Source organism: Mesorhizobium sp. M0894 (assembly GCF_040319725.1).
GTDB lineage: Bacteria > Pseudomonadota > Alphaproteobacteria > Rhizobiales > Rhizobiaceae > Mesorhizobium.
Genome location: NZ_JAMYOG010000004.1, coordinates 78,716 through 97,543 on the forward strand (window position 1 = coordinate 78,716; position 18,828 = coordinate 97,543).

At 62.3% G+C, this 18,828-nt stretch carries 21 protein-coding genes; 11 read left to right on the plus strand and 10 right to left on the minus strand.

Annotated elements, in window-relative coordinates:
- Window positions 1-14 precede the first annotated feature (14 nt).
- Complete coding sequence (locus tag NKH91_RS09570) at window positions 15-812, minus strand: class I SAM-dependent methyltransferase (RefSeq protein ID WP_352481533.1); 798 nt, start codon at window positions 810-812, stop codon at window positions 15-17.
- A 242-nt stretch (window positions 813-1,054) separates the two neighbouring features.
- Between NKH91_RS09570 and NKH91_RS09575 the strand changes: the two genes are divergently transcribed.
- Window positions 1,055-1,783, plus strand: a complete 729-nt coding sequence (locus NKH91_RS09575; RefSeq protein ID WP_023721188.1) for an AzlC family ABC transporter permease — start codon at window positions 1,055-1,057, stop codon at window positions 1,781-1,783.
- Window positions 1,780-2,076, plus strand: a complete 297-nt coding sequence (locus NKH91_RS09580) for an AzlD family protein (protein WP_352699262.1) — start codon at window positions 1,780-1,782, stop codon at window positions 2,074-2,076. The genes NKH91_RS09575 and NKH91_RS09580 overlap by 4 nt, the downstream gene beginning before the upstream one ends.
- A 42-nt stretch (window positions 2,077-2,118) precedes the next feature.
- On the opposite strand, the gene NKH91_RS09585 is transcribed toward NKH91_RS09580, so the two are convergent.
- Window positions 2,119-2,922, minus strand: coding sequence for a winged helix-turn-helix domain-containing protein (locus NKH91_RS09585; protein ID WP_352844518.1), 804 nt, complete (start codon window positions 2,920-2,922; stop codon window positions 2,119-2,121).
- Window positions 2,923-3,248: 326 nt separating this feature from the next.
- Here NKH91_RS09585 and NKH91_RS09590 point away from each other — a divergent pair, with 326 nt between their 5' ends.
- Window positions 3,249-4,211 carry a tetratricopeptide repeat protein gene (locus tag NKH91_RS09590; RefSeq protein ID WP_352884646.1) on the plus strand — a complete coding sequence of 321 codons (963 nt, stop codon included), beginning with the start codon at window positions 3,249-3,251 and terminating at the stop codon, window positions 4,209-4,211.
- 141 nt (window positions 4,212-4,352) lie between these two features.
- On the opposite strand, the gene NKH91_RS09595 is transcribed toward NKH91_RS09590, so the two are convergent.
- Window positions 4,353-4,592 (minus strand): hypothetical protein, encoded by a 240-nt coding sequence (locus NKH91_RS09595; protein ID WP_352481531.1) that lies wholly within the window; start codon window positions 4,590-4,592, stop codon window positions 4,353-4,355.
- A 114-nt stretch (window positions 4,593-4,706) separates the two neighbouring features.
- On the opposite strand from NKH91_RS09595, the gene NKH91_RS09600 reads away from it, so the two are divergent.
- Window positions 4,707-5,597 carry a LysR family transcriptional regulator gene (locus tag NKH91_RS09600; RefSeq protein ID WP_352884644.1) on the plus strand — a complete coding sequence of 297 codons (891 nt, stop codon included), beginning with the start codon at window positions 4,707-4,709 and terminating at the stop codon, window positions 5,595-5,597.
- Here NKH91_RS09600 and NKH91_RS09605 read toward each other — a convergent pair.
- Window positions 5,587-7,431, minus strand: a complete 1,845-nt coding sequence (locus NKH91_RS09605; RefSeq protein WP_352844515.1) for an aminopeptidase P family protein — start codon at window positions 7,429-7,431, stop codon at window positions 5,587-5,589. The genes NKH91_RS09600 and NKH91_RS09605 overlap by 11 nt on opposite strands.
- A 36-nt stretch (window positions 7,432-7,467) precedes the next feature.
- Here NKH91_RS09605 and NKH91_RS09610 point away from each other — a divergent pair, with 36 nt between their 5' ends.
- The gene (locus NKH91_RS09610) at window positions 7,468-7,812 is read left to right on the plus strand and encodes a hypothetical protein (protein ID WP_348633244.1); all 345 of its coding nucleotides are present in this window, start codon (window positions 7,468-7,470) and stop codon (window positions 7,810-7,812) included.
- Between the two features lie 31 nt (window positions 7,813-7,843).
- Here NKH91_RS09610 and NKH91_RS09615 read toward each other — a convergent pair whose 3' ends face one another.
- Window positions 7,844-8,716: a 50S ribosomal protein L11 methyltransferase gene (locus NKH91_RS09615; RefSeq protein ID WP_023721180.1), complete on the minus strand. Its 873-nt coding sequence runs from the start codon at window positions 8,714-8,716 to the stop codon at window positions 7,844-7,846.
- A gap of 11 nt (window positions 8,717-8,727) precedes the next feature.
- The gene (locus tag NKH91_RS09620; protein ID WP_352844514.1) at window positions 8,728-9,306 is read right to left on the minus strand and encodes an SCO family protein; all 579 of its coding nucleotides are present in this window, start codon (window positions 9,304-9,306) and stop codon (window positions 8,728-8,730) included.
- Between the two features lie 207 nt (window positions 9,307-9,513).
- Here NKH91_RS09620 and NKH91_RS09625 point away from each other — a divergent pair, with 207 nt between their 5' ends.
- The 3 genes from NKH91_RS09625 to NKH91_RS09635 all read left to right on the plus strand — a co-directional run bounded on the left by NKH91_RS09625 (window position 9,514) and on the right by NKH91_RS09635 (window position 11,259).
- Window positions 9,514-10,002 carry a CreA family protein gene (locus tag NKH91_RS09625; RefSeq protein WP_023721178.1) on the plus strand — a complete coding sequence of 163 codons (489 nt, stop codon included), beginning with the start codon at window positions 9,514-9,516 and terminating at the stop codon, window positions 10,000-10,002.
- 96 nt (window positions 10,003-10,098) lie between these two features.
- Entirely contained in the window at window positions 10,099-10,740 is a 642-nt protein-coding gene (locus NKH91_RS09630; RefSeq protein WP_352481528.1) for a DapH/DapD/GlmU-related protein, read from the plus strand.
- An 87-nt stretch (window positions 10,741-10,827) separates the two neighbouring features.
- A complete protein-coding gene (locus NKH91_RS09635) occupies window positions 10,828-11,259 on the plus strand; it encodes a low affinity iron permease family protein (RefSeq protein WP_031194582.1) in 432 nt (143 codons plus the stop codon).
- 40 nt (window positions 11,260-11,299) lie between these two features.
- Here NKH91_RS09635 and NKH91_RS09640 read toward each other — a convergent pair whose 3' ends face one another.
- A complete protein-coding gene (locus NKH91_RS09640; RefSeq protein WP_023721175.1) occupies window positions 11,300-12,163 on the minus strand; it encodes an SDR family NAD(P)-dependent oxidoreductase in 864 nt (287 codons plus the stop codon).
- A 128-nt stretch (window positions 12,164-12,291) separates the two neighbouring features.
- Here NKH91_RS09640 and NKH91_RS09645 point away from each other — a divergent pair, with 128 nt between their 5' ends.
- Window positions 12,292-12,573 carry a hypothetical protein gene (locus NKH91_RS09645; RefSeq protein ID WP_023721174.1) on the plus strand — a complete coding sequence of 94 codons (282 nt, stop codon included), beginning with the start codon at window positions 12,292-12,294 and terminating at the stop codon, window positions 12,571-12,573.
- A gap of 122 nt (window positions 12,574-12,695) precedes the next feature.
- Here the strand turns inward: NKH91_RS09645 and NKH91_RS09650 are convergent, their stop codons facing one another.
- Window positions 12,696-13,271, minus strand: coding sequence for a TMEM175 family protein (locus NKH91_RS09650; RefSeq protein ID WP_023721173.1), 576 nt, complete (start codon window positions 13,269-13,271; stop codon window positions 12,696-12,698).
- Between the two features lie 154 nt (window positions 13,272-13,425).
- Here NKH91_RS09650 and NKH91_RS09655 point away from each other — a divergent pair, with 154 nt between their 5' ends.
- Complete coding sequence (locus NKH91_RS09655; protein WP_352844513.1) at window positions 13,426-14,634, plus strand: MFS transporter; 1,209 nt, start codon at window positions 13,426-13,428, stop codon at window positions 14,632-14,634.
- A 9-nt stretch (window positions 14,635-14,643) separates the two neighbouring features.
- Here NKH91_RS09655 and NKH91_RS09660 read toward each other — a convergent pair whose 3' ends face one another.
- On the minus strand, window positions 14,644-16,116 hold the full coding sequence (locus tag NKH91_RS09660; RefSeq protein WP_352639763.1) for an MATE family efflux transporter: 1,473 nt from the start codon (window positions 16,114-16,116) through the stop codon (window positions 14,644-14,646).
- 199 nt (window positions 16,117-16,315) lie between these two features.
- Between NKH91_RS09660 and NKH91_RS09665 the strand changes: the two genes are divergently transcribed.
- Window positions 16,316-17,104: a L,D-transpeptidase gene (locus NKH91_RS09665; protein ID WP_352481524.1), complete on the plus strand. Its 789-nt coding sequence runs from the start codon at window positions 16,316-16,318 to the stop codon at window positions 17,102-17,104.
- 147 nt (window positions 17,105-17,251) lie between these two features.
- Here NKH91_RS09665 and NKH91_RS09670 read toward each other — a convergent pair whose 3' ends face one another.
- Entirely contained in the window at window positions 17,252-18,730 is a 1,479-nt protein-coding gene (locus tag NKH91_RS09670) for an esterase-like activity of phytase family protein (protein ID WP_352844512.1), read from the minus strand.
- Between the last annotated feature and the right edge of the window lie 98 nt (window positions 18,731-18,828).

Genomic DNA, 18,828 nt, shown 5'->3' on the forward strand with positions numbered 1-18,828 from the left:
GATAAATCAGACAGTCAAATGCGCCGCGCAGTGTAGAGGCTGGTGGTCATGTTGCGGGTTATGGAGCCTTGGAACTCGTCGCGGACGATGCGACCCAGCTCCGCCAGGATTGCTTCGCGGTCGCTGCGGATGTTGATGTTGGAAAAAGTGGCATAGAGGGCGACCGTCTGGTCAGGATCGAGGACGAGCGACCAGACACTTGTCCGATGTTCGATGGAATCGAACGCGCCGGTTCGCTCCAGCGCCGCCACGCGGGCCTCGGCATCAAGGGCGAACGGAATACCATTTGAGCCCGCCGAAGGGCTCGAAGGCCCTTCAAGCAGTGCCTTCGTCGCATCATGAAAGGGATCGGGGCGACTGTTGTCGCCGAATACATTCCAGACCATTGCCCACCAGCCGCCCGGCCGAAGCAGCTCGGCGACCTTGACCAGCGCGGTGTCCTCATCCAGCCAATGAAAGGCAGTGGCGCTGACGCCGAGATCAAAACCGGCCTTCTCAAGGACGGCATCCTCAAACGCAGAGACGCTCACCGAGAGCGCCTTGTCCTGAATAGTCTCGCAAAGGAAAGTCGCGAGGCGAGAATCCGGCTCGATGGCGAGCATCGGGCTCGCGCCCAGTTCGAGTAAGCGGCGCGTAGCAGTTCCTGTACCTGCGCCAATCTCGAACGTCGCCGTGCCAGGGGCGAGACGGCACCGTTCACATAGAATTTCGAATACCCAATCAGGATAGCCAGGCCGCGTCGCGTGATAGCTGCCGGGATCGGCGCCGAAGGCCAGGCGGCCGAATTTTGGATCGATGAAAAATTCGCTCATTGCAACCACCTCTGGGGAACCACCTCTGGCCTTGGGTCTGTGGCCGCCACTTTTGGCAAGGACCGATGGGCGCCAACGGATATGCCCTCCCAGGTGCCAAGCGTCTGATTTTTATCCACTGGGCACTGGAGCGCCTTGCCGCCCGCCTCAGCCATCACTTCCGCTGATCATTTGCCTCAAGCGAATTGGTGTGACAAGCAGGGCGGCCCTCCCTACATACGACCGTCCCGAGGAGGCGATTGATGTCGGCGGAAGCAATCTCCGAAAACAGTGCGAAAAGCGATTTCTGGGACGGCGTGCGGCTCAGCATGCCCGTCGTGGTGGCATCGGCGCCGTTTGCATTGCTGTTCGGGGCGCTCGCAGTCGACAACGGGTTTTCCGTGCTCGAAGCGTTCCTGATGAGCGCAACGGTGTTCGGCGGCGCCAGCCAGATGGTCGGCATCGAGCTGTTCGGCCAGCATGTCGCGCCGTGGCTGATCGTGCTGTCGATCTTCGCGGTGAATTTTCGCCACGTGCTCTATTCGGCCGGTATCGGCCGGCGCATCGCGCATTGGCCACTGATCCAGCAGGCGATAGGCTATTTCGTGCTCACTGATCCGCAGTTCGCGATGGCCGAGCGCAAGGCGGAGGCCGGCGAAACCGTCGGGTTTACCTGGTATATGGGGCTTGGGCTGCCGGTCTATGTGTTCTGGGTCATCGAAAGCGCGCTCGGCGCGATGTTCGGCAAGCTTATTCCCGACACCCATGTGCTGGGCATCGACTTCCTGCTGCCGATCTATTTTCTCGGCCTGGTCATGAGCTTCCGCAAGCGGCCGCTGTGGCTGCCGGTGGTCATCGCCAGCGCTGCCGCCTCCATCATTGCGTACAAAACCGTCGGCTCGCCCTGGCATGTCTCCATAGGTGCGCTGGCCGGCGTGCTGCTCGCCGTCATCCTGCCGCCCCGCCACAGCGGCGTAGAGACACGGCCATGAGCACGACCTTGTGGATCATCGTCGCCGCTTCGATCGCGACCTATCTGACCCGCATCGGCGGTCATCTGGTGATCTCGCGCTTCGACCAGATCCATCCGCGCGTCGAGGCCGGGCTGAGCGCCGTGCCGGCGGCGGTGCTGACCACGCTGGTGGCGCCGGCGGCGCTCAGCGCCGGACCGGCGGAATGGGCAGCCTTGATCGTTGCCGGCCTTGTCTCACTGCGCGGCGGCCTGATGGCGATGTTCCTGGCGGGTGCTGCCGTGCTGATCCTCGCGCGGCAGCTCGTCGGGTAGTGGACCGACGGAGTACGCCTGTCTTCCTGCCAGATCGCCGCTTCACGGTATTTTGCCGTCCATCTTCGGGAACAGAATGACACTCTCCTGTGCGGTCGGTTCGTTGCGGGCGCCAATAAAGGCGGCCGGCGTGCTTGCCCGGTTCACGGCAACGTGAAGCACGTTGGCGGGAATGTAGAGATAGTCGCCGGGATGCACGAGGTCGCGAAACTGCAGTTCGTCCCCGCTCCACATCTCCAACTCGTCTCCGCTCAGCATATAGAATGCTGTTTCGTGGCGCGCATGAACATGGGCTTTGGTCCGCTTGCCCGGCGGGATTGAGGCGACGCCCACCTGTTTGGAGTCGACCGACTTGTCCTTATAGACGAAGCTGGAATTGCGCCCGATCACCCGGAACCATCGGAACCTTGTCAGCGCGGTGATGATGTCCTCGGTGATGCCGTCAGCCAGATAGGCCTGTTCCCTGTCGCCGCTGACATTGGCGAACGGCAACACCGCAATGGACGCCCTTTCGGAGAGACCCGCCAGTTGGCTCGGAAGCGCATCGTCTGCAGCGGGGTCAAGCACATGAACACTGCCGGCGAAGCGATATCCGGTGCGGGGGACGGTGGCGATCCATTCGCTGCCGTCCGGCTGCGGGCCGAGTAGCTTGCGCAGGGCGGCAATCTGCACCGAAAGATTGCTTTCCTCGACGACGGCATCGGACCAGGCGGCCTCCATGAGGGCCGTCCTGCTCAGCGCCTGCGTCGGTGCCTCCACCAGGGCCTGAAGCAACGACAAGCCTTTTTGCCCGACCGCAACTGGCTTGCCCTCGCGAACAAGCGTCCCGCGCAGCAGGTCGAGCACGAACGGCCCGAACGCGAAGCGTCGCGGTGCTGAAGCATCTCGCTTTCCGGCTTCGGAAGAATTCGGAACTTTTCGCCTCCTGTTAAGGACTTCGGACGGGGGACTGATCATTCTGGCCGTCCTTCGCACAGACTAACACAAATGGAGGTTCAAGATGATGATGTTGAAACAGCCGGCCGCAATGGACAGTGCTGCGCCCAGCGAGGGAAAGGCTTTGGTTGTTAGGGGCGGCGAGGCTTATCGGGCCGAACAGGGGTCGGACTATCTGCCGGGAATAAGTGCTGAGACCGTCGGAGCGTGGCGCCCGTTATGTCTTGGAAGGAAGTGTGCGCCGGTCCGGCCAGCAGATCCGGGTCTCGACGCAACTGGTCGATGCCGCCTCGGCCAATCAGATCTGGGCCGAACGATACGAGATGGAACTGACGGAGGCGTTCGCCGTCCAGGATGCCATAGCCGAGCGGGTGGCTGGTGCGATCGAACCCGAACTGCTCAAGACGGAGTCGCTCCCAGCCGTTGGACGCAACAGCGGAAATGCGACGGCCTGGGACCTGGTGCGGCAAGGTACCTGGCATTTTCACCACGTCGGCCGTCAAACTCACTTGCGTGGCCGCGAGTTATTTCGGCTGGCGTGCAAGCTCGATCCTGAACTCGCAGAGGCCCATCTCTGGCTCGGTCGGGTGAGCGCCGGCATCGTCGCTTACGGCTGGAGCGACAAGCCGGCACAGGATATCCGAGAAGGCCTGGATGCAGCCCTGAAGGCGGTTCGGCTCGACGAGAAAAATCCCTATTCGCATTATGCGCTCGCCATCTGCAGCATCTATGCCAATGCGCAGGAACAAGCCGTTCTTGCTGCGGAAAGAGCGATCGAGATCAGCCCAAGTTTCGCCCTTGGTCATCTGGCTATGGGAATGGGGCAGCTTTTCCGCGGCAGCGCATCCGAAGCGATAGCGCCGCTCGAACACGGCCTTATGTTGAACCGGTACGATCCGCAGAACTTCGTCTGGTTTAATGTCCTGGCGCTCGCTTATCTATTTGCGGGGCAGGCAAACGAGGGGCTCGTCGCGACGATTGAGGCTCGCAAGGTCGGTCCCACGTGGCGACCCACCTATGAAACACTCGCCTGCTGCTACGTCTCGCTTGGCCGTCTGCCGGAGGCAAGATCTTGCGTCGAACTGATGCGGGAGATGGAGAACCCTACAGGCGATGCCTTGGCGCCGCTCAGGCTGCGCAATCCACATTGGGCAGACCAGATGGCGGATCTGTTGAAGAAAGCCGGTTGGCAGCAGTAAGGCTGCGGTCAATCCCCTGCAGATTGGCGTCGTCTGTGTGATGTCGGTCACGCAGTTGTTGGGCAGCACAAGCCAGGTCGGCTTCGCACTCAGGGTGATGCTGGGGTCCGGTCGATAGCCGACCCACCGCCATTGCGAAAATCACCACTTCTGATCGTGCGGCTTCGCCGCAGCGCTCATCTGCGCTGCAAACCATGTAATAGCTCCTGCCCAGCCAGCAGGTTTCTTGAATATCGACGCGACCTGCGACAGGCTCAGCCGGATCGCCTCCGCTCTCTCCTGGTGGGCGCGCCGCACGGCGCCGCTATAGAGCGCTTCACGCTGCTTTGGCGTCAATGCGCTTAGATCGATCGGCTGGATGCCGAAGGGCTCGGGCGACATTTCCATCTCCCCCTGGTTTGCCGTGTTGATAGGCAGCTACACCGACGATTTACGGGAAAGGGCTAATCAGCTAAAATGAATAATTAAGATTGTTACGTTCTCCAGGAGAGATGTATGGATTTGGCCGATCTGCGCATCTTCCGCACGGTGGTGCGCGAGGGCGGAATCACCAGGGCAGCGGAAAAACTGTTTCGCGTGCAATCGAACGTGACCACACGCATCCGGCAGCTCGAGGAGGATCTCGGCGTGCAGCTGTTTATCCGGGAGGGCAAGCGCCTGCACGTATCGCCGGCCGGTCACAAATTGGTCGGCTATGCGGATCGGCTGCTGGCGCTTGCGGAGGAGGCGCGAACAGCGATGCTCGATCCACGCCCGCGCGGCACGCTTCGCCTAGGTGCCATGGAGAGCACCGCCGCGGCCCGGCTTCCAAGTCTGCTCGCCGACTATCATGCACGTTATCCCGGAGTGGAAATCCAGTTGCGCACCGGCAATCCTCAGGTTCTCGCGACCGCCATGCTTGCCGGCGAGCTCGATGCGGCGTTCGCCGCCGAGCCCATCGCCGACGCTCCGTTCGAAAAGCTGCCCGCATTCCAGGAGCAGCTGATCATTGTCTCGGCGGCATCGCGCGTTTCGATCGACGACCGCCTGGACGTGCCCAAAACCATGATAGCCTTCGAGCACGGCTGCCCGCACCGCAAGCGGCTGGAACAATGGTACGCGCGCAGAGGGTTCATGGCCGAGAAAACCATCGAGCTTGGTTCATACCATGCCATCCTTGGTTGCGTGGTGGCTGGCATGGGCATAGCGCTGATGCCGAAAAGTGTGCTTTCGGGTTTCCCGGAGAGCCGCTGGCTAAAGCTGCACGAACTGCCCTCTGACGAAGACAACGCCGTCACGGTGTTGTTCTGGCGCAAGGGAGCCGGTTCTCCCAACGTTACGGCTTTGCAAGAACTGCTTGCGGAGCAAAGCCTGTCAACCGGCGTTGCCGCCGCCGCTATTGCTTGAAGTCGTGCGGCAGCGGGGCGGTTGCCTTTTCCAGCCAGGCCAGCGTCTCGCCGTCGAGCATCGGTCCGATCTCGGCCAGCACCCGCGCGTGGTATTCGTCGAGCCAATGCAACTCGTCACGCGTCAACAGATCCGACCGGATCAGCCGCTTGTCGATCGGCGCCAGCGTCAGCGTCTCGAAGCCATGCATGGCGATGTCACCGCCTTCGACCATCTCAGCCGGAGTGACCAGGACGAGATTTTCGATGCGGATGCCGTAAGAACCTTCCTTGTAATAGCCGGGCTCATTGGAGACGATCATGCCGGCCAGCAACTTTTCGGTGCCGGTCTTGGCGATACGCTGCGGGCCCTCATGTACGGCAAGATAGGAGCCGACACCGTGCCCGGTGCCATGGGCGAAATCGCAGCCGTGTCTCCATAGCGCCAGGCGCGCTACGGCATCGAGTTCGGAGCCGCGCGTGCCCAGTGGAAAGCGCAGCATGGAGATGCCGATCATGCCTTTCAGCACCAGCGTGAAGCGCTCGCGCATCTCTTCCGTCGGCGCGCCAATCGGCACTGTGCGGGTGATGTCGGTGGTGCCGTCCTGGTACTGTCCGCCGGAATCGAGCAGGAACAGCTCGCCATGCTCCAGTTTGCGATTGGTGGCGCGGGAGACGCGATAGTGCATGATGGCGCCGTTGGGACCAGCGCCGGAGATTGTGTCGAACGAGACGTCGCGCAGCGGCATCTGTGTTTCGTCGCCGGTTTGCCGGCGCGTCTCCTCGAGCCTGGTGACAACGGTGATCTCGTCGAGCGTGCCGGGTTCTTGACGGTCGAGCCAGCACAGCAGCTTGGCGACGGCGGCTCCGTCACGGCGATGCGCGGCGCGGGCGCCGGCGATCTCGGCTTTGTTCTTCGTTGCGCGTGGGATGCGGGCCGGATCCGGTGCGGCAGTGACGGTGCCGCCATTGTCCTCGACCAGCATGCTGAGCTTCTCCGCCGCCAGAGCGGGGTCCAGCGCGATTTTTGCACCGCCCTTGGCCAAGGTGACGATCGCCGTTTCGAATTCACCGGGTTCGTGCAATTCGGCGAGCTGCGTCAGATAGGCTGCGACGATGCGTGAGAACTTGCGCTGGTCCATGAAAAGCAGATGCGATCCGTCGGCGGCGAGCACGGCAAAGCCGAGCGCCAGCGGTGTGTGCGGCACGTCGCCACCACGGATGTCGAAGGCCCAGGCGATGGAGGAGGGGTCGGTCAATACGGCATGGGTGGCGCCCTCCTTCTCGATGGCTGCCGCCAGCCAGACCAACTTGTCCTTGGCCAGTTCGCCGGCAAAGCCGATCGGGTGGATCTCGACCGGCGCCAGTGGCGGCCCGGGCTGGTCCTGCCAAATGGCGTCGATCGGATTTTGTTCGAGCGGCACCAGTATCGCGCCGGACTTCACGGCCGAGGCCCTCAGCGCCTTGACGTCGCTGATCGTATGCAGCCATGGATCGAAGCCCAACCGCACGCCCTTGCCGAGATTGTCCTTGATCCAGTTGGCCGGCGGGTTGTCGACAAGGCTCTCGATCGAAAAGATGTCGAGATCGACCTCCTGGCACACCTGCAGCGTGTAGCGCCCGTCGACAAACATGGCGGCGCGCTCGCCAAGCACAATGGCGACGCCGGCCGAGCCGCTGAAGCCGGTCAGCCATTTCAGCCGTGCCGAGCGGTCGGCGACATATTCGCCCTGGTGCTCATCGGCGCGGGGCACGATGAAGCCGTCCAGCCCATTCGCCGCCAACCATTGGCGTAGCATTGCCACGCGCGGCTTGCCAACGGCCGGATCGCCGGCGGAATCGAAGGTCTGGAACATGTGGGCTCTCCTCGAATGCTGGCGCGACCGTAGCGCATGACCTCGAAAATCGGAATCGATTTTCGGAACGATCATGCCTGGTCGCGACAGCCTCTTTTTGCGCATGGAGGCCATGCAGAATCGGCGATTTCAAAAAGCGTCAGCAAGGCTTACCTTCTTAACGTGGAGGAACGTGTCTTATTGCCTGCAAAGGAGACCATCATGTCCACGATTTCAGCCAGACGCGGATTTTTCAGAAGCGCTGTGAACGCGCTGATCGAAGCTCGCCAGCGCGAAGCGAGCCGGTATGTGAGCGGCGTTTTGCTTGGCTTTGATGACGAAACGCTGAAAGCTCACGGCTACGATCGCGAAGAGCTGAAGAAAGCGGCGAACTCTCGCTAGGTCCGAGCGGATGCGTTGAAGGCGCGGCGCCTCAGCGCTTGAGATGGATCGTCACCCAGCCTTCGCGGTGCAAGGTGCGGACGTGCCGGAATTTCTGGCCGACATAGGCCGCGATCACCGCGTCGCGCTGGCGCTCGAGAATGCCTGACAAAACGATCGAGCCACCGCGCGCGATATGCCCGGCCATTTGCGGCGCCAGCCGCATCAGCGGCCGCGCCAATATATTGGCAATTATCAGGTCGAAGGGCGCACGCGCGGCAAAGATCGGATGATGAAAACCGGGTGCAGCCACCGTTTCAATGAGCGCCTTGACATGGTTCAGCCGCGCATTGGCGGCGGCCACCTTGACGGCGACCGGGTCGATGTCGGTCGCCAGCACTGGAATATGAGCGAGCTTGGCCACCGCGATGGCGAGCACCGCGCTGCCGGTGCCAAGGTCGAGCGCGTTGCGCGGATGCTCGCGCTCTATGACCTGCTCCAGCATTTCGAGGCAGCCGGCGGTGGTGCCGTGATGGCCGGTGCCGAAGGCAAGGCCGGCCTCGATCTCGATGGCGAGCTCACCGCTGTGGCGCTTCCTGCGGTCATGCGCGCCATGGACGAAGAAGCGCCCGGCCCGCACCGGCTTCAACCCCTCCAGCGAGCGCGCCACCCAGTCGATGTCGGGCAGCGCTTCGCGCTCTATCGATTTCGACAGCGACAGTCCGGCAAGGATGTCCCTAAGCCGCGCCTCGACCGCATCGACGTTGTCGTCCGCATAGAGCGATACTTCGTGGATGTCGCGGTCCTCGTCGACCTCGAGCACCGCAACCGGCAGGCCCTCATCGTCGAACGCCGCACCGAGCGCCGCGAAGATGCGATCAGCCTCGATCTTGCCCGCGGTGAAATACAAACGCGTCTGCGTCATTACCGGATACGTCAACCTTCCGCCACCAGCCGTTTGAGCTTGGCGATGGCGGCGTCCGGGCTTTCGCCATAGGCAATGGTGCCGGCGAAATCGCCCTTGGCATTGAGCAGCAGCACCGAAGCGGTGTGGTCCATCGTGTAGTCGCCGTCGTTCGTGTCGACTTTCTTCCAGTAGATACCGAAGGACTTGGCCATGGCGTGGACCTTGTCGGGATCGCCGGTGATGCCGAGGATGCGATCGGAGAAATTGCTGACATAGGTGTTCATGATTTCGGGCGTGTCGCGCTCCGGGTCGACCGTAACGAAATAGGCGCGCAGATTCTTGCCGTCGTCGCCCATCGTCTTCAGCCAGCCGGCCAACTCGAAAAGCGTGGTCGGGCAGACTTCCGGACAATGCGTGAAGCCGAAGAAAACGACGCTGGGGTGGCCGCGAAAGGCGGCTTCGGTGACCGGCGCGCCCTTCTGGTCGACCAGCGTAAACGGCGCTCCGAACGGCTCGCCGCCATAATGTCCGCGGTACCAGTCGAAGGTGAGCCAGCCGATGCCTGCGGCCATCAGGACCAGAATGCCGACCAGAATTGAACGCATCATCAGTGAAAGTCCGTCGTGATTTCCATCGGCCGCCATATTGGCGCCGTGAAGGCCCCAGCTTGGCGATCACTCTTAGCGGTTCAGTCGCACCGACGCAAAGATGTCGCGTTGCCGCAACCGGCAATGCTGTGGGAAGGCGATCTGCTTGCAAAGCGCCGCCGTTCGTCCCACCTGAGGTCGGCAAAATTCGAACCGCAGGAGGCCTCTTTGCGAAAATTGATTGGCGGCGCGTTGGCTGCATGCCTGGTCATTGGTGCCGGCGCGGCCGTCGCCGAGGAAGTCGGCAAGGTCGGCGTCGATTGGCTCGGCAACGACATCATCGTCGAGGCGATCAAGGATCCGAAGGTCGAGGGCGTGACCTGCCACGTCTCCTATTTCGACCGTGGCATGATCGACCGCCTGCAGAAAGGCAACTGGTTCGAGGACCCGTCCGATTCTTCGATCTCCTGCCGCCAGACCGGGCCGATCACCATTGGCGACATCGACATGAGCGAGGCCGGCGAGGAGGTGTTCAAGCAAGGCATCAGCCTGATCTGGAAAAAGCAGGTGGTGAACCGCATCTACGACAAGGCCAACGAGACGCTGATCTACCTATCGCATTCGCGCCAGGTGCAGGATGGCTCGGCAAAGATGTCGGTCACCACCGTGCCGCTCTACGGCCAGAACGTGGTGTGGACCAGCGGCAAGCCGAAATAGAGACTGAAGGTGCTACAGGGTCCTTGGCGCATCCAAACGGATGCGCGGCGCTGCACTCGGCTTGCGAGACTATGCGTGCCGGCGTAAAGCGCGCGCATGGACCGTCCCGAACACCTTGTCTTGAAAGATCCCGAGCCGCGCATCCATCCGACGGCGGAGCTGAAGGCGTGCAAGCTTGGACGCTATGCGTCGATCGGCGAGCGGGTCATCCTACGCGAGGTGACGGTCGGCGATTTCTCCTACTTCGAGCGCCACGCTGAAGCGATCTATACGACGATCGGCAAATTCTGCTCGATTGCCGCCAACAGCCGCATCAATGCGCTGGAACATCCGGTCGAGCGGCTGACGCAACACAAGATCAGCTACCGGCCCAACGAGTACTTCCGCTGGCTGGGTGTCGATCAGGCGTTCCGCAACCGACGGCGGGCGAAAGCCGTCAGCATCGGCCATGATGTCTGGATCGGCCATGGCGCGGTGATCATGCCTGGCATAGTGATCGGCAACGGCGCGATCGTCGGTGCCAACGCGGTGGTGACGCGCGACGTGCCGGCCTATGCAATCGTCGCTGGCGTTCCGGCCAGGCCATTGTACCAGCGCTTCAGCGCGGAAACTGCGGCACGGATCGAACGTCTTGCCTGGTGGGACTGGCCGGTCGAGAAACTGGCCAGGGCAGTCCCCGACATGCAGGCCTTGCCTATCGAGGCTTTCCTCGACCGCTGGGAAAACGACGCCGCCTGATCGTTGCGAGCGCGGCGCGTGCGCTGTTTGACCGTGAATTCCTCCTCGCAGGGAACTCGAAGCAGTTGCCGATTGTTTCTCCCTGCCATGATCGAAAAGCTGTTCACCAGGATCGCCAACCATATCGCCCATCTTGCCGGTCTGCCGCCGACGTTTGCCGTCTGTTTCCTGATCATTGTGGTCTGGGCGGCAAGCGGTCCGGTCTTCGGCTTTTCCGACACGTGGCAGCTCGTCATCAATACCGGCACCACGATCGTCACCTTCCTGATGGTGTTTCTCATCCAGAACACCCAGAACCGCGACAGTGCAGCGATCCAGGCCAAGCTCGACGAGTTGATCCGCGTCAGCAAAGCCAAGAATACCTTTATCGGCATCGAGCACCTGACCGAATCCGAAGTCGAGGAAATCCGGGCCAAATGTGAACGCGCGGCGAAGCGGCACGACGAACAGGTTGCCGACATGGCCGCACCCAAAGCCGTGGCCAAGAAGCGCAACGCGAAGAAGCACGCTTCGGCGTGAGGGAGCCTGTTGTCCGGGTTCCTGCGCGACGTTCGCTGGATCATTTCATGAATGCTGCAAAGGCTTCCTTGTAGTCCGGGTGCCAGCGCGACAGGGCAGGGCGGTTCTCGATGATGTCGCCAATCGCCCAAGCCATGCGCTTTTCGTCCATGGACCGGGTCGCCTCGTTATCGGGACACAGGATGTAGAAATCGCCACGCAGCACCGAGGCCAGCATGAAGTCGATGACCTGCTCGCCGGTCCAGGCGCCGGCCGGCTTTTCGGTCGCACCTTCGGTCAGGCCGGTAAAGGTAAACCCGGGAATGAGCAAATGCGCCGCGACATTGGCGCCGGGCTCGTTGCGCAGCGCGTGTGCAAGGCCCTCGGTATAGGTCTTCACGCCAGCCTTGGAGACGTTGTAGGCGAGGTTGCCGGGCGGCGTGGTGATGCCTTGCTTGGAGCCGGTGTTGACGATCAGACCCGGCTTTCCCGCCGCCAGCATGCGCGGCGCAAAGGCCTCGACGCCATGGATGACACCCCAGAAATTGATGTCCAGCAACTGCTTCCAGGCCTCGCGGTTCTCCCAGGGCTTGCCGGGGTTGTTGCCGACGCCGGCATTGTTCATCAGCAGCGAGACGTCGCCGAAGGCGCCGAATGTCCGTTCGGCCAGTCGGTCGAGCTCGTCGGCTTTCGAGACGTCAGTTGCAACGGCAAGCACGGCGCTCTCGCCGGCGATGGCGGCGACGGCGTGTCGGGCCTCATCGAGGCGTGCGCCGCCGATGTCGGCCAGCACGATCTTCATGCCCATCGCCGCTAGCCGTTTGGCCGCGGCAAGGCCGATGCCGCTGGCCGCGCCGGTGATGACGGCGACATTACCGGAGGCAAGTGCGGGCAGGGCGGTCTGGATCTCGGCGTTGGTGGTCATGATTTTCTCCTGTTCTGGCCGCGGCGAACTTAGCGCGGAACGAGGCTCGCGCAAGCCGATGCCGGTATCTTCGGGTTGACCGCGTCGGCGGGCGCTGCGCATGCTGATATGGAAAAGGAGACTGACGATTGACCGACTGGATCGAGATCCTGAAAGAACAGACCGCAACCGGCGACCAGATGAGCCGCGAAGTGCCGCAAATGCTTGCCAATCCCGACATCAGCGAAGCGCAAGTGAAAACGCTTTTTTCGGCGCTCGAAAAACAGGCGGAGTTCGTCGAAAAGCTGCGTATGGCGCTGGAAAAGTTCGGCCATGATTTTTCAGTGATCAAGGCGGCCGAGCGGCTGGAGGAGCGCTACGCCGACCTTGCCGCCTCGGTAGCGGAAAAGCTGAAGGAAATGCGAGGCTAGAGCCTGTTCCATCCCGATAAAATTCGAGATGGGCTCTATCTTCTCGTTGGACCATGATCTTTTCCGAAAACCGGCATCCACTTTTCGCTGACGCGGTCCTTCGGTTCGGGATCATGGTCTGTCTATTTCTCGATTAACCGCTCGAAGCGCCTGTCCGGCACTAACCAGATCAGCGCTACCAGGACATAGATCGAGACACCGATCCAGTGATTGACGAAGGTCAGTGCGACGGCGGCGATATAGAGGGCCAGCGAGATCTTTCCCTTGAGGTCATTGCCCAATGCCCTGGCGAAAAGGGTTTCGCTGCTGTGCAGTCGATGCAGGGCCATGGTGAGGATGTTGAAGCCGATGGCGCAGAGCGCCAGGTCGACGCCATAGACGGCGACCGGCACGGGCGCGAAATGGTTCTCACCCATGAAGGCTGTCGTCGCCGGCATCAGCGATAGCCAGAACAGCAGGTTGAGGTTCGCCCACAGCACGCGGCCGTCAACCCGCTGCACGGTATGGAACATGTTGTGCAAATTGTTCCAGTAGATGCCGACATTGATAAAGGACAGCACATAGCTGAGGAATATCGGCCAGAGTGGTGCCAGCGCGGAAAAATCCTCGCCATGCGGCACCTTCAATTCCAGCACCATGATGGTGATGATGATGGCGACCACGCCATCGGTGAATGCCTCGACCCGTCCTTTGCCCATGAATCTCCCCTGACAATCCGCTGAGGTTAAAAGAGGATCTCGCTCAGCGCCATCGGCAAAGCTGCCAAACTTGTCAGGAGCAAGTCGGGAAGGGGGAACGGCTGACGCGAAAAAGGCGTTTGGTGTCAGATCCCGAACAGCAAAAGGTCGAAAAATGACAGCTCACGCTCAAGTCATGACGCGCGATCACGAACTCGGCGGCAGCGCCGCAGCGGCTGCCGTGGCTGCCATGATCGCGGCTCTTTTCGCCGGCAGCACGGCGCTGACGCCGCTTTACATCATCTACAAGCAGGTCTTCGGCTTCTCGCAGATCACTTTGACGCTGGTCTACGCCGTCTATGTCATCGGCAATCTGGCAGCGCTGCTGATGTTGGGCCGTGTGTCCGATGTTATCGGGCGCCGTCCGATGGCATTGGCCGGGATGGCGGTGGCCGTCGTCAGCGCGGTGTTTTTCCTGTTCGCAGAAAATGTCGCGTGGCTCGACATCGCCCGGATTTTGAGCGGATTGGGAATTGGCGTCGGCGCCGGGACTGGGACGGCCTGGCTCGCCGAATTGCTCTCGGCCAACGACAAGTCACAGGCGGCGACGATTGCCACCAGCACCAATTTTCTCGGCCTCGGCCTTGGTGCGCTGGGGGCCGGGTTGCTCGCAGAATACGCACCTTGGCCGCTCAGGCTGATATTCGTCGTCCACCTGGCGATGCTAGCGATCGTAACCCTGCTGATCTGGCGTACGCAGGAAACCGTTTCGCGGCCGGGAAAACTGGCTGACGTCTCGATGCGGCCGCGGCTTTCCGTGCCTGATGACATCCGCGCAAATTTCGTTGCGCCGGCGGTGACCGGCTTTGGCGCGATGGCGCTCGTCGGCTTTTATGCGGCACTCGCGCCGAGCATCCTGGCGCAGCAACTGCAGGTAGCCAACCATGCGGTAGCCGGCGCTCTGTTCTTTGAATTGTCGATCGTGGCGGCCGCCACCATTGTGGCGACGACGCGTCTTTCGAGCCGGGCCGCGATGTTTGCGGCACTTGCGCTGATGATCCCCAGCGTCGCACTGATCGTTGCGGCGCAGGTCTTCGCCTCGATGGCCATCATGGTCGCCGCAACTGCCTTGTGCGGGGTGGCGTCAGCGCTCGGCTATCGCGGTGGTTTGCAGGTGGTGAACGAGATCGCGCCGGGGGACCGCCGTGCCGAAGTGGTCTCGGCCTTCTTCATCTGCTGTTTTTGCGGCAACGCGCTGCCGGTCATCGGCATCGGCATCCTGTCGACCGTGGCAAGCGCGACCGTGGCGAGCCTGGCCTTTGCCGGCATGATTGTCGTCTTTTCGCTGGTGGCGCTCGGGTTTGGCGCGAAATACGCGCGCTGAGCCGGCCTTTCAGCCGTTCGGCGTCTCGGGCGAAAGATGCGCGCGCTGGCGCGGCACGCCGAGGCCGGTATCCGGCGGTTCGCCGGCAGCCGGCCGGCTCTCGATCATGTGCACGCTGCGCCAACGGCCGAAGCGATAATAGGCCGTGGCCAGCACGAGCGAGGTTATCGAGCCGGCCGGAAAGCTCCACCACAACGCTTCCTCACCGATCGCACTTCGAAAGAAATAGGCGAAGCTGGTGCGCACGAGAAGTACCGAGATCACCAGGATGATCAGCGGCGGCATCACCGCGCCCGTGGCACGCACAGTGGCGAAGAGCACGATGGTGATGCCGAACAGGATGAAGGACCAGGATGCGACCTTGTTGATGTGAGTGGCGATGTCGATCGCTGCACTGTCGCTGCTGAGGAAGAGGCTGAGCACCGCGCGATCGAATACGAACAGCAGCGCGACAAGCACGCCGGTAAGCACAAGGTTGAAGCCGACGCCGGACGCGGCGATGCGGCCGATCCGGTCCCAGCGCCCGGCGCCGACATTTTGCGCCGCCATGGACGAGACCGCGGCGCCGATGGCGAGCGCCGGCATCTGGATATAGGTCCAGAGCTGGGCGGCTATGCCGTAGGCAGCCGCGACCTGCGAGCCGTAGGCATTGACCATGCCCATCACAGTCAGCGCCGCGGACGAGACGACGATCATCTGCAGGCCCATCGGCACGCCCTTGAAGACGACAATGCGCAGCAGCGCCGGGTCCGGCCGCAGCAGAGCAAGATTGGCGCCGGCCAGCCGCAGCGGGTGCTTGCGCGCATAAAGCACGATCAGGATGGCAAGCACGCTTACCGTCTGGCCGATCAGCGTCGAGGTGGCCGAGCCGGCGATGCCGAGTTCGGGGAACGGGCCGATGCCGAGAATAAGCAACGGGTTCAAAATGACGTCGAGCACGACGGCCAGCGCCATGAATAGGAAAGGCGTGCGCGAATCGCCGGCGCCGCGCAGCACCGTCATGACGAAGGACAGCAGGTTCATCATCGGTACGGCGAGAAAAATGATACGCAGATAGGAGCGCGCCAGCGGCAACGCATCGGCCGGCGTGCCGAGCGCATTGAGGATTGTATCGACCCAGATCCAGCCGCAGACCGCGAACACCACCGAGACAAGGAAGAAGAAGGTGGCGCTGGTGCCGACAATGCGGCGGGCTTCGGGCAGATCGCGGGCGCCGACCGATTGCGCGACCAGGATGGTCGCCGCCATGCCGATGCCGAAGACGGTGCCGAGGATGAGAAACAGCACGAGGTTGGCATTGGACGTGGCGGTCAGCGCCGCTTCGCCGAGGAAACGACCGACCCAGACGGCATTGATTGAGCCGTTGAGCGACTGCAGAACATTGGAGCCGAGCACCGGCAGGGCGAACAGCAGCAATGTTCGCGGGATAGGTCCACTGGTGAGGTCGCTGGTCCGCCGGCGTGCGGGCATCTTGTCGTCCATGGCAGGCAACTCGGCGAAGGCTTATCTTGAGTCCGGTCCGCAATGATTGCCGATTTAACGAGACAGGTCGACGCAGCGTTGCGAATTCCGCCTGGCGTGCCTTGATCCAATCATGTTCTCAAAGCTTCCGGAATCGTATATTGATCCTGCACGCGTGGGGCCGCATCTTTCCTGGATCTCATGGGCAAGCCGGGGGTTCATGTCCGATATTCCGCTGTTTTTTGAGCGCCTGAACCGGCGTGCGTTTCTTGGTGCATCCGCTTTGGGCGCGGCCTCCGTGGCTCTTTCGGCGTGCACCACGACGGACGTAGCGGCGCCGCCAGTGACCGCGGCGCCAAGCGATCCGGCTTTCGGCGATGCCGCAAGTATGTATGCGGCGCGCGTCGACGAGGGCTATCAACTGCCGGCAATCCCGGTAGCCAAGGTCGATCCGAAATTCGTGCGCCAAATCGTGTCCGATCCGACCGGAGAAAAACCCGGCACGATCGTCGTCGATACCTCCGAGCACTTCCTCTATCTGGTGCGCGATGGCGGCAAGGCAATTCGCTATGGCGTCAGCCTCGGCAAGGCCGGTTTCGGATGGACCGGCAGCGCCGTGGTTCAGGCGAGGAAGAAGTGGCCGGTCTGGACGCCGCCGCCGGAGATGATCCAGCGCCGGCCGGAACTGGCGAAATACAAGGACGGCATGCCGCCCGGCCCGCACAGCCCGCTGGGCGCACGCGCGCTATATCTCTTCCGCGACGGCAAGGACACGATGTACCGGCTGCACGGCACGCCGGAGTGGGATTCCATCGGGAAGAACGCTTCCTCCGGCTGTGTGCGCTTCATGAATCAGGACATTATCGACCTCTACAGCCGCGTCGACGGCGTCGCGCCGGTCTTCGTGCGCCCGAACCTGTCGGCCGCCGGGAAGATCGCCGCCGTGTCGGACAGGACGGCCGAGCCGATCGATGCGGGCGTGCCAAAGGACGCGGAGATGTTGAGGTAAGTGCCTTCGACGGGTCATCAGTCTTAGGTTTTGCAAACCCACTAGAACACAATCCTTGTGCCGGCGAGCCGCAACTGAAGGGCCCGACCGTTCGATCGTGCCAGGCAGGCGGACGCGTTAGGCGCGTCCGCCTGCCTAGGGGTGTCGCTACTTCCCGGCGAGGCCTGGAAGCGTGACCTGATAGACCAGGAACATCGTGTCGACATCGGGGCCATCTTCGGCCTTGTAGGCCGCGCCGACCTGGAAGCCGTCCTGGGTGAGAAAGTCATTGTCGTTGGCGACGAACAGGAAATAGTCGTCGGGCCGTGTTGGATCGAGGACGCTCACCACCGACATCGCCTCCCACTTCTCCGAAAGGTTGTTGCGGTCATTGGGCGCGCCATTGTGCAGCCCGAAGCGGCCGAGCTCGGTCTTGTCGTTGATGTCGATGAACGGCGTCAGCTTGGCCGGCGTCACCGAGGGATCGAGCTCACCTTTGGGCGCAACCGGCTTGTCCTTGTCGAACTCGGTGCCGGCGATGTCGGTTGCCGCCGACACATCGACGACGCTGATCTCGCGATAGAGCGAGGTGTCGCCCTTCACCCCCTGGCCGTTGCCGCTGTCGCGCGCCAGCATCAGGAAGGTCTTGTCCGACAGAGCCACGATTTCGCTCTGCGCGGCAATCTTGGTCTTGCCCTTGGCATCGGTGAACACCGGCAGCGGCACAACATATTCATGCGCAAGCTTGAGTTGGGCCGGATCCGAGGCATCGTAGACCAGCGCGCGCGTGTTCTGGCGCGTCGAAGCGGAATCGCCGCCATCCTGTCTGGGGGCCGATTGCAGCACAGCGATCAGGAACTTCCCGTCCGGCGTCAGTGCCATGCCTTCGAGGCCCTGGTTGTTCTGACGGCCGGTTTCGGGATCCGTCGGATCTGGGTCTGCCGCGCCCGGTCCCGGATTGTTGGACGCGAAGTTCGGCGTTCCATGACGCATCGGGACAAGCGCCGCCGGTGACTGCGTTGCCGACATCAGACGCCCATCGGCGGAGAAGTGGTAGATGTTCGGACCATATTCGTCCGAGATGAACATGGTGCCGTCGGGCAGCCGCACGATCGCCTCGTTATCGAGCGCGAGCTTGCCGTTGGCTTCGGGCAGGATCGGCATGTCGTCGGTCGCGGCGCGCACGCCGTTGAGCGGATCGAGGCCGGTTGCGTCGGCGCCCTTGTCGTCGGTCAAAAGCATGGTGTCGGCAAGGGTTGCCTTGAGGCCCGACTGTTCCTGGCCGGCGGCTGGTGCCGCACCCGGTGCGATCGGGGCGAATTCGATGGCAATCGTGTTGATGCGCGGACGGTAATCGGTGGTGCCGACGACATTGTAGCCACGATCCGGCAGCAGCCACAGCGAGCCCTTATAGCCATCGGCGCCATGCGTCCAGCCGGCAGCGTCGATCGCCATGCCCGAGCCGGAGCCAAACGTCTCGCCGAACTTGTCCCTTTGGCTGGCCGGGATGCGACCGACACCGACCAGGCCCTTGTTGACGAAGCTGACGCCGCCGACGGTCGCTGCCTTTTCAGCCAAGGCCGGAGTCAAGGCGGTGAACATCGCCAGCGCGACTGCGAGGGACGCGTTTCGGTGCAGGTTTTTCATGGAAATCCTCTTTGTGACAAAACAGCCGGGATCTGAAAAAGCGCCGCGTCGCATCGAGAATGCCGCGAAAGCCTTCGGAGAAGCGATCTAGGACGCGA

Bases quoted from the DNA above. Each gene is read 5' to 3' on its own strand.
- NKH91_RS09570 (WP_352481533.1), bottom strand. From the start codon at position 812: ATGAGCGAATTTTTCATCGATCCAAAATTCGGCCGCCTGGCCTTCGGC.
- NKH91_RS09575 (WP_023721188.1), top strand. From the start codon at position 1,055: ATGTCGGCGGAAGCAATCTCCGAAAACAGTGCGAAAAGCGATTTCTGG.
- NKH91_RS09580 (WP_352699262.1), top strand. From the start codon at position 1,780: ATGAGCACGACCTTGTGGATCATCGTCGCCGCTTCGATCGCGACCTAT.
- NKH91_RS09595 (WP_352481531.1), bottom strand. From the start codon at position 4,592: ATGTCGCCCGAGCCCTTCGGCATCCAGCCGATCGATCTAAGCGCATTG.
- NKH91_RS09600 (WP_352884644.1), top strand. From the start codon at position 4,707: ATGGATTTGGCCGATCTGCGCATCTTCCGCACGGTGGTGCGCGAGGGC.
- NKH91_RS09605 (WP_352844515.1), bottom strand. From the start codon at position 7,431: ATGTTCCAGACCTTCGATTCCGCCGGCGATCCGGCCGTTGGCAAGCCG.
- NKH91_RS09610 (WP_348633244.1), top strand. From the start codon at position 7,468: ATGACCTCGAAAATCGGAATCGATTTTCGGAACGATCATGCCTGGTCG.
- NKH91_RS09615 (WP_023721180.1), bottom strand. From the start codon at position 8,716: ATGACGCAGACGCGTTTGTATTTCACCGCGGGCAAGATCGAGGCTGAT.
- NKH91_RS09620 (WP_352844514.1), bottom strand. From the start codon at position 9,306: ATGATGCGTTCAATTCTGGTCGGCATTCTGGTCCTGATGGCCGCAGGC.
- NKH91_RS09630 (WP_352481528.1), top strand. From the start codon at position 10,099: ATGGACCGTCCCGAACACCTTGTCTTGAAAGATCCCGAGCCGCGCATC.
- NKH91_RS09635 (WP_031194582.1), top strand. From the start codon at position 10,828: ATGATCGAAAAGCTGTTCACCAGGATCGCCAACCATATCGCCCATCTT.
- NKH91_RS09640 (WP_023721175.1), bottom strand. From the start codon at position 12,163: ATGACCACCAACGCCGAGATCCAGACCGCCCTGCCCGCACTTGCCTCC.
- NKH91_RS09650 (WP_023721173.1), bottom strand. From the start codon at position 13,271: ATGGGCAAAGGACGGGTCGAGGCATTCACCGATGGCGTGGTCGCCATC.
- NKH91_RS09655 (WP_352844513.1), top strand. From the start codon at position 13,426: ATGACAGCTCACGCTCAAGTCATGACGCGCGATCACGAACTCGGCGGC.
- NKH91_RS09660 (WP_352639763.1), bottom strand. From the start codon at position 16,116: ATGGACGACAAGATGCCCGCACGCCGGCGGACCAGCGACCTCACCAGT.
- NKH91_RS09665 (WP_352481524.1), top strand. From the start codon at position 16,316: ATGTCCGATATTCCGCTGTTTTTTGAGCGCCTGAACCGGCGTGCGTTT.
- NKH91_RS09670 (WP_352844512.1), bottom strand. From the start codon at position 18,730: ATGAAAAACCTGCACCGAAACGCGTCCCTCGCAGTCGCGCTGGCGATG.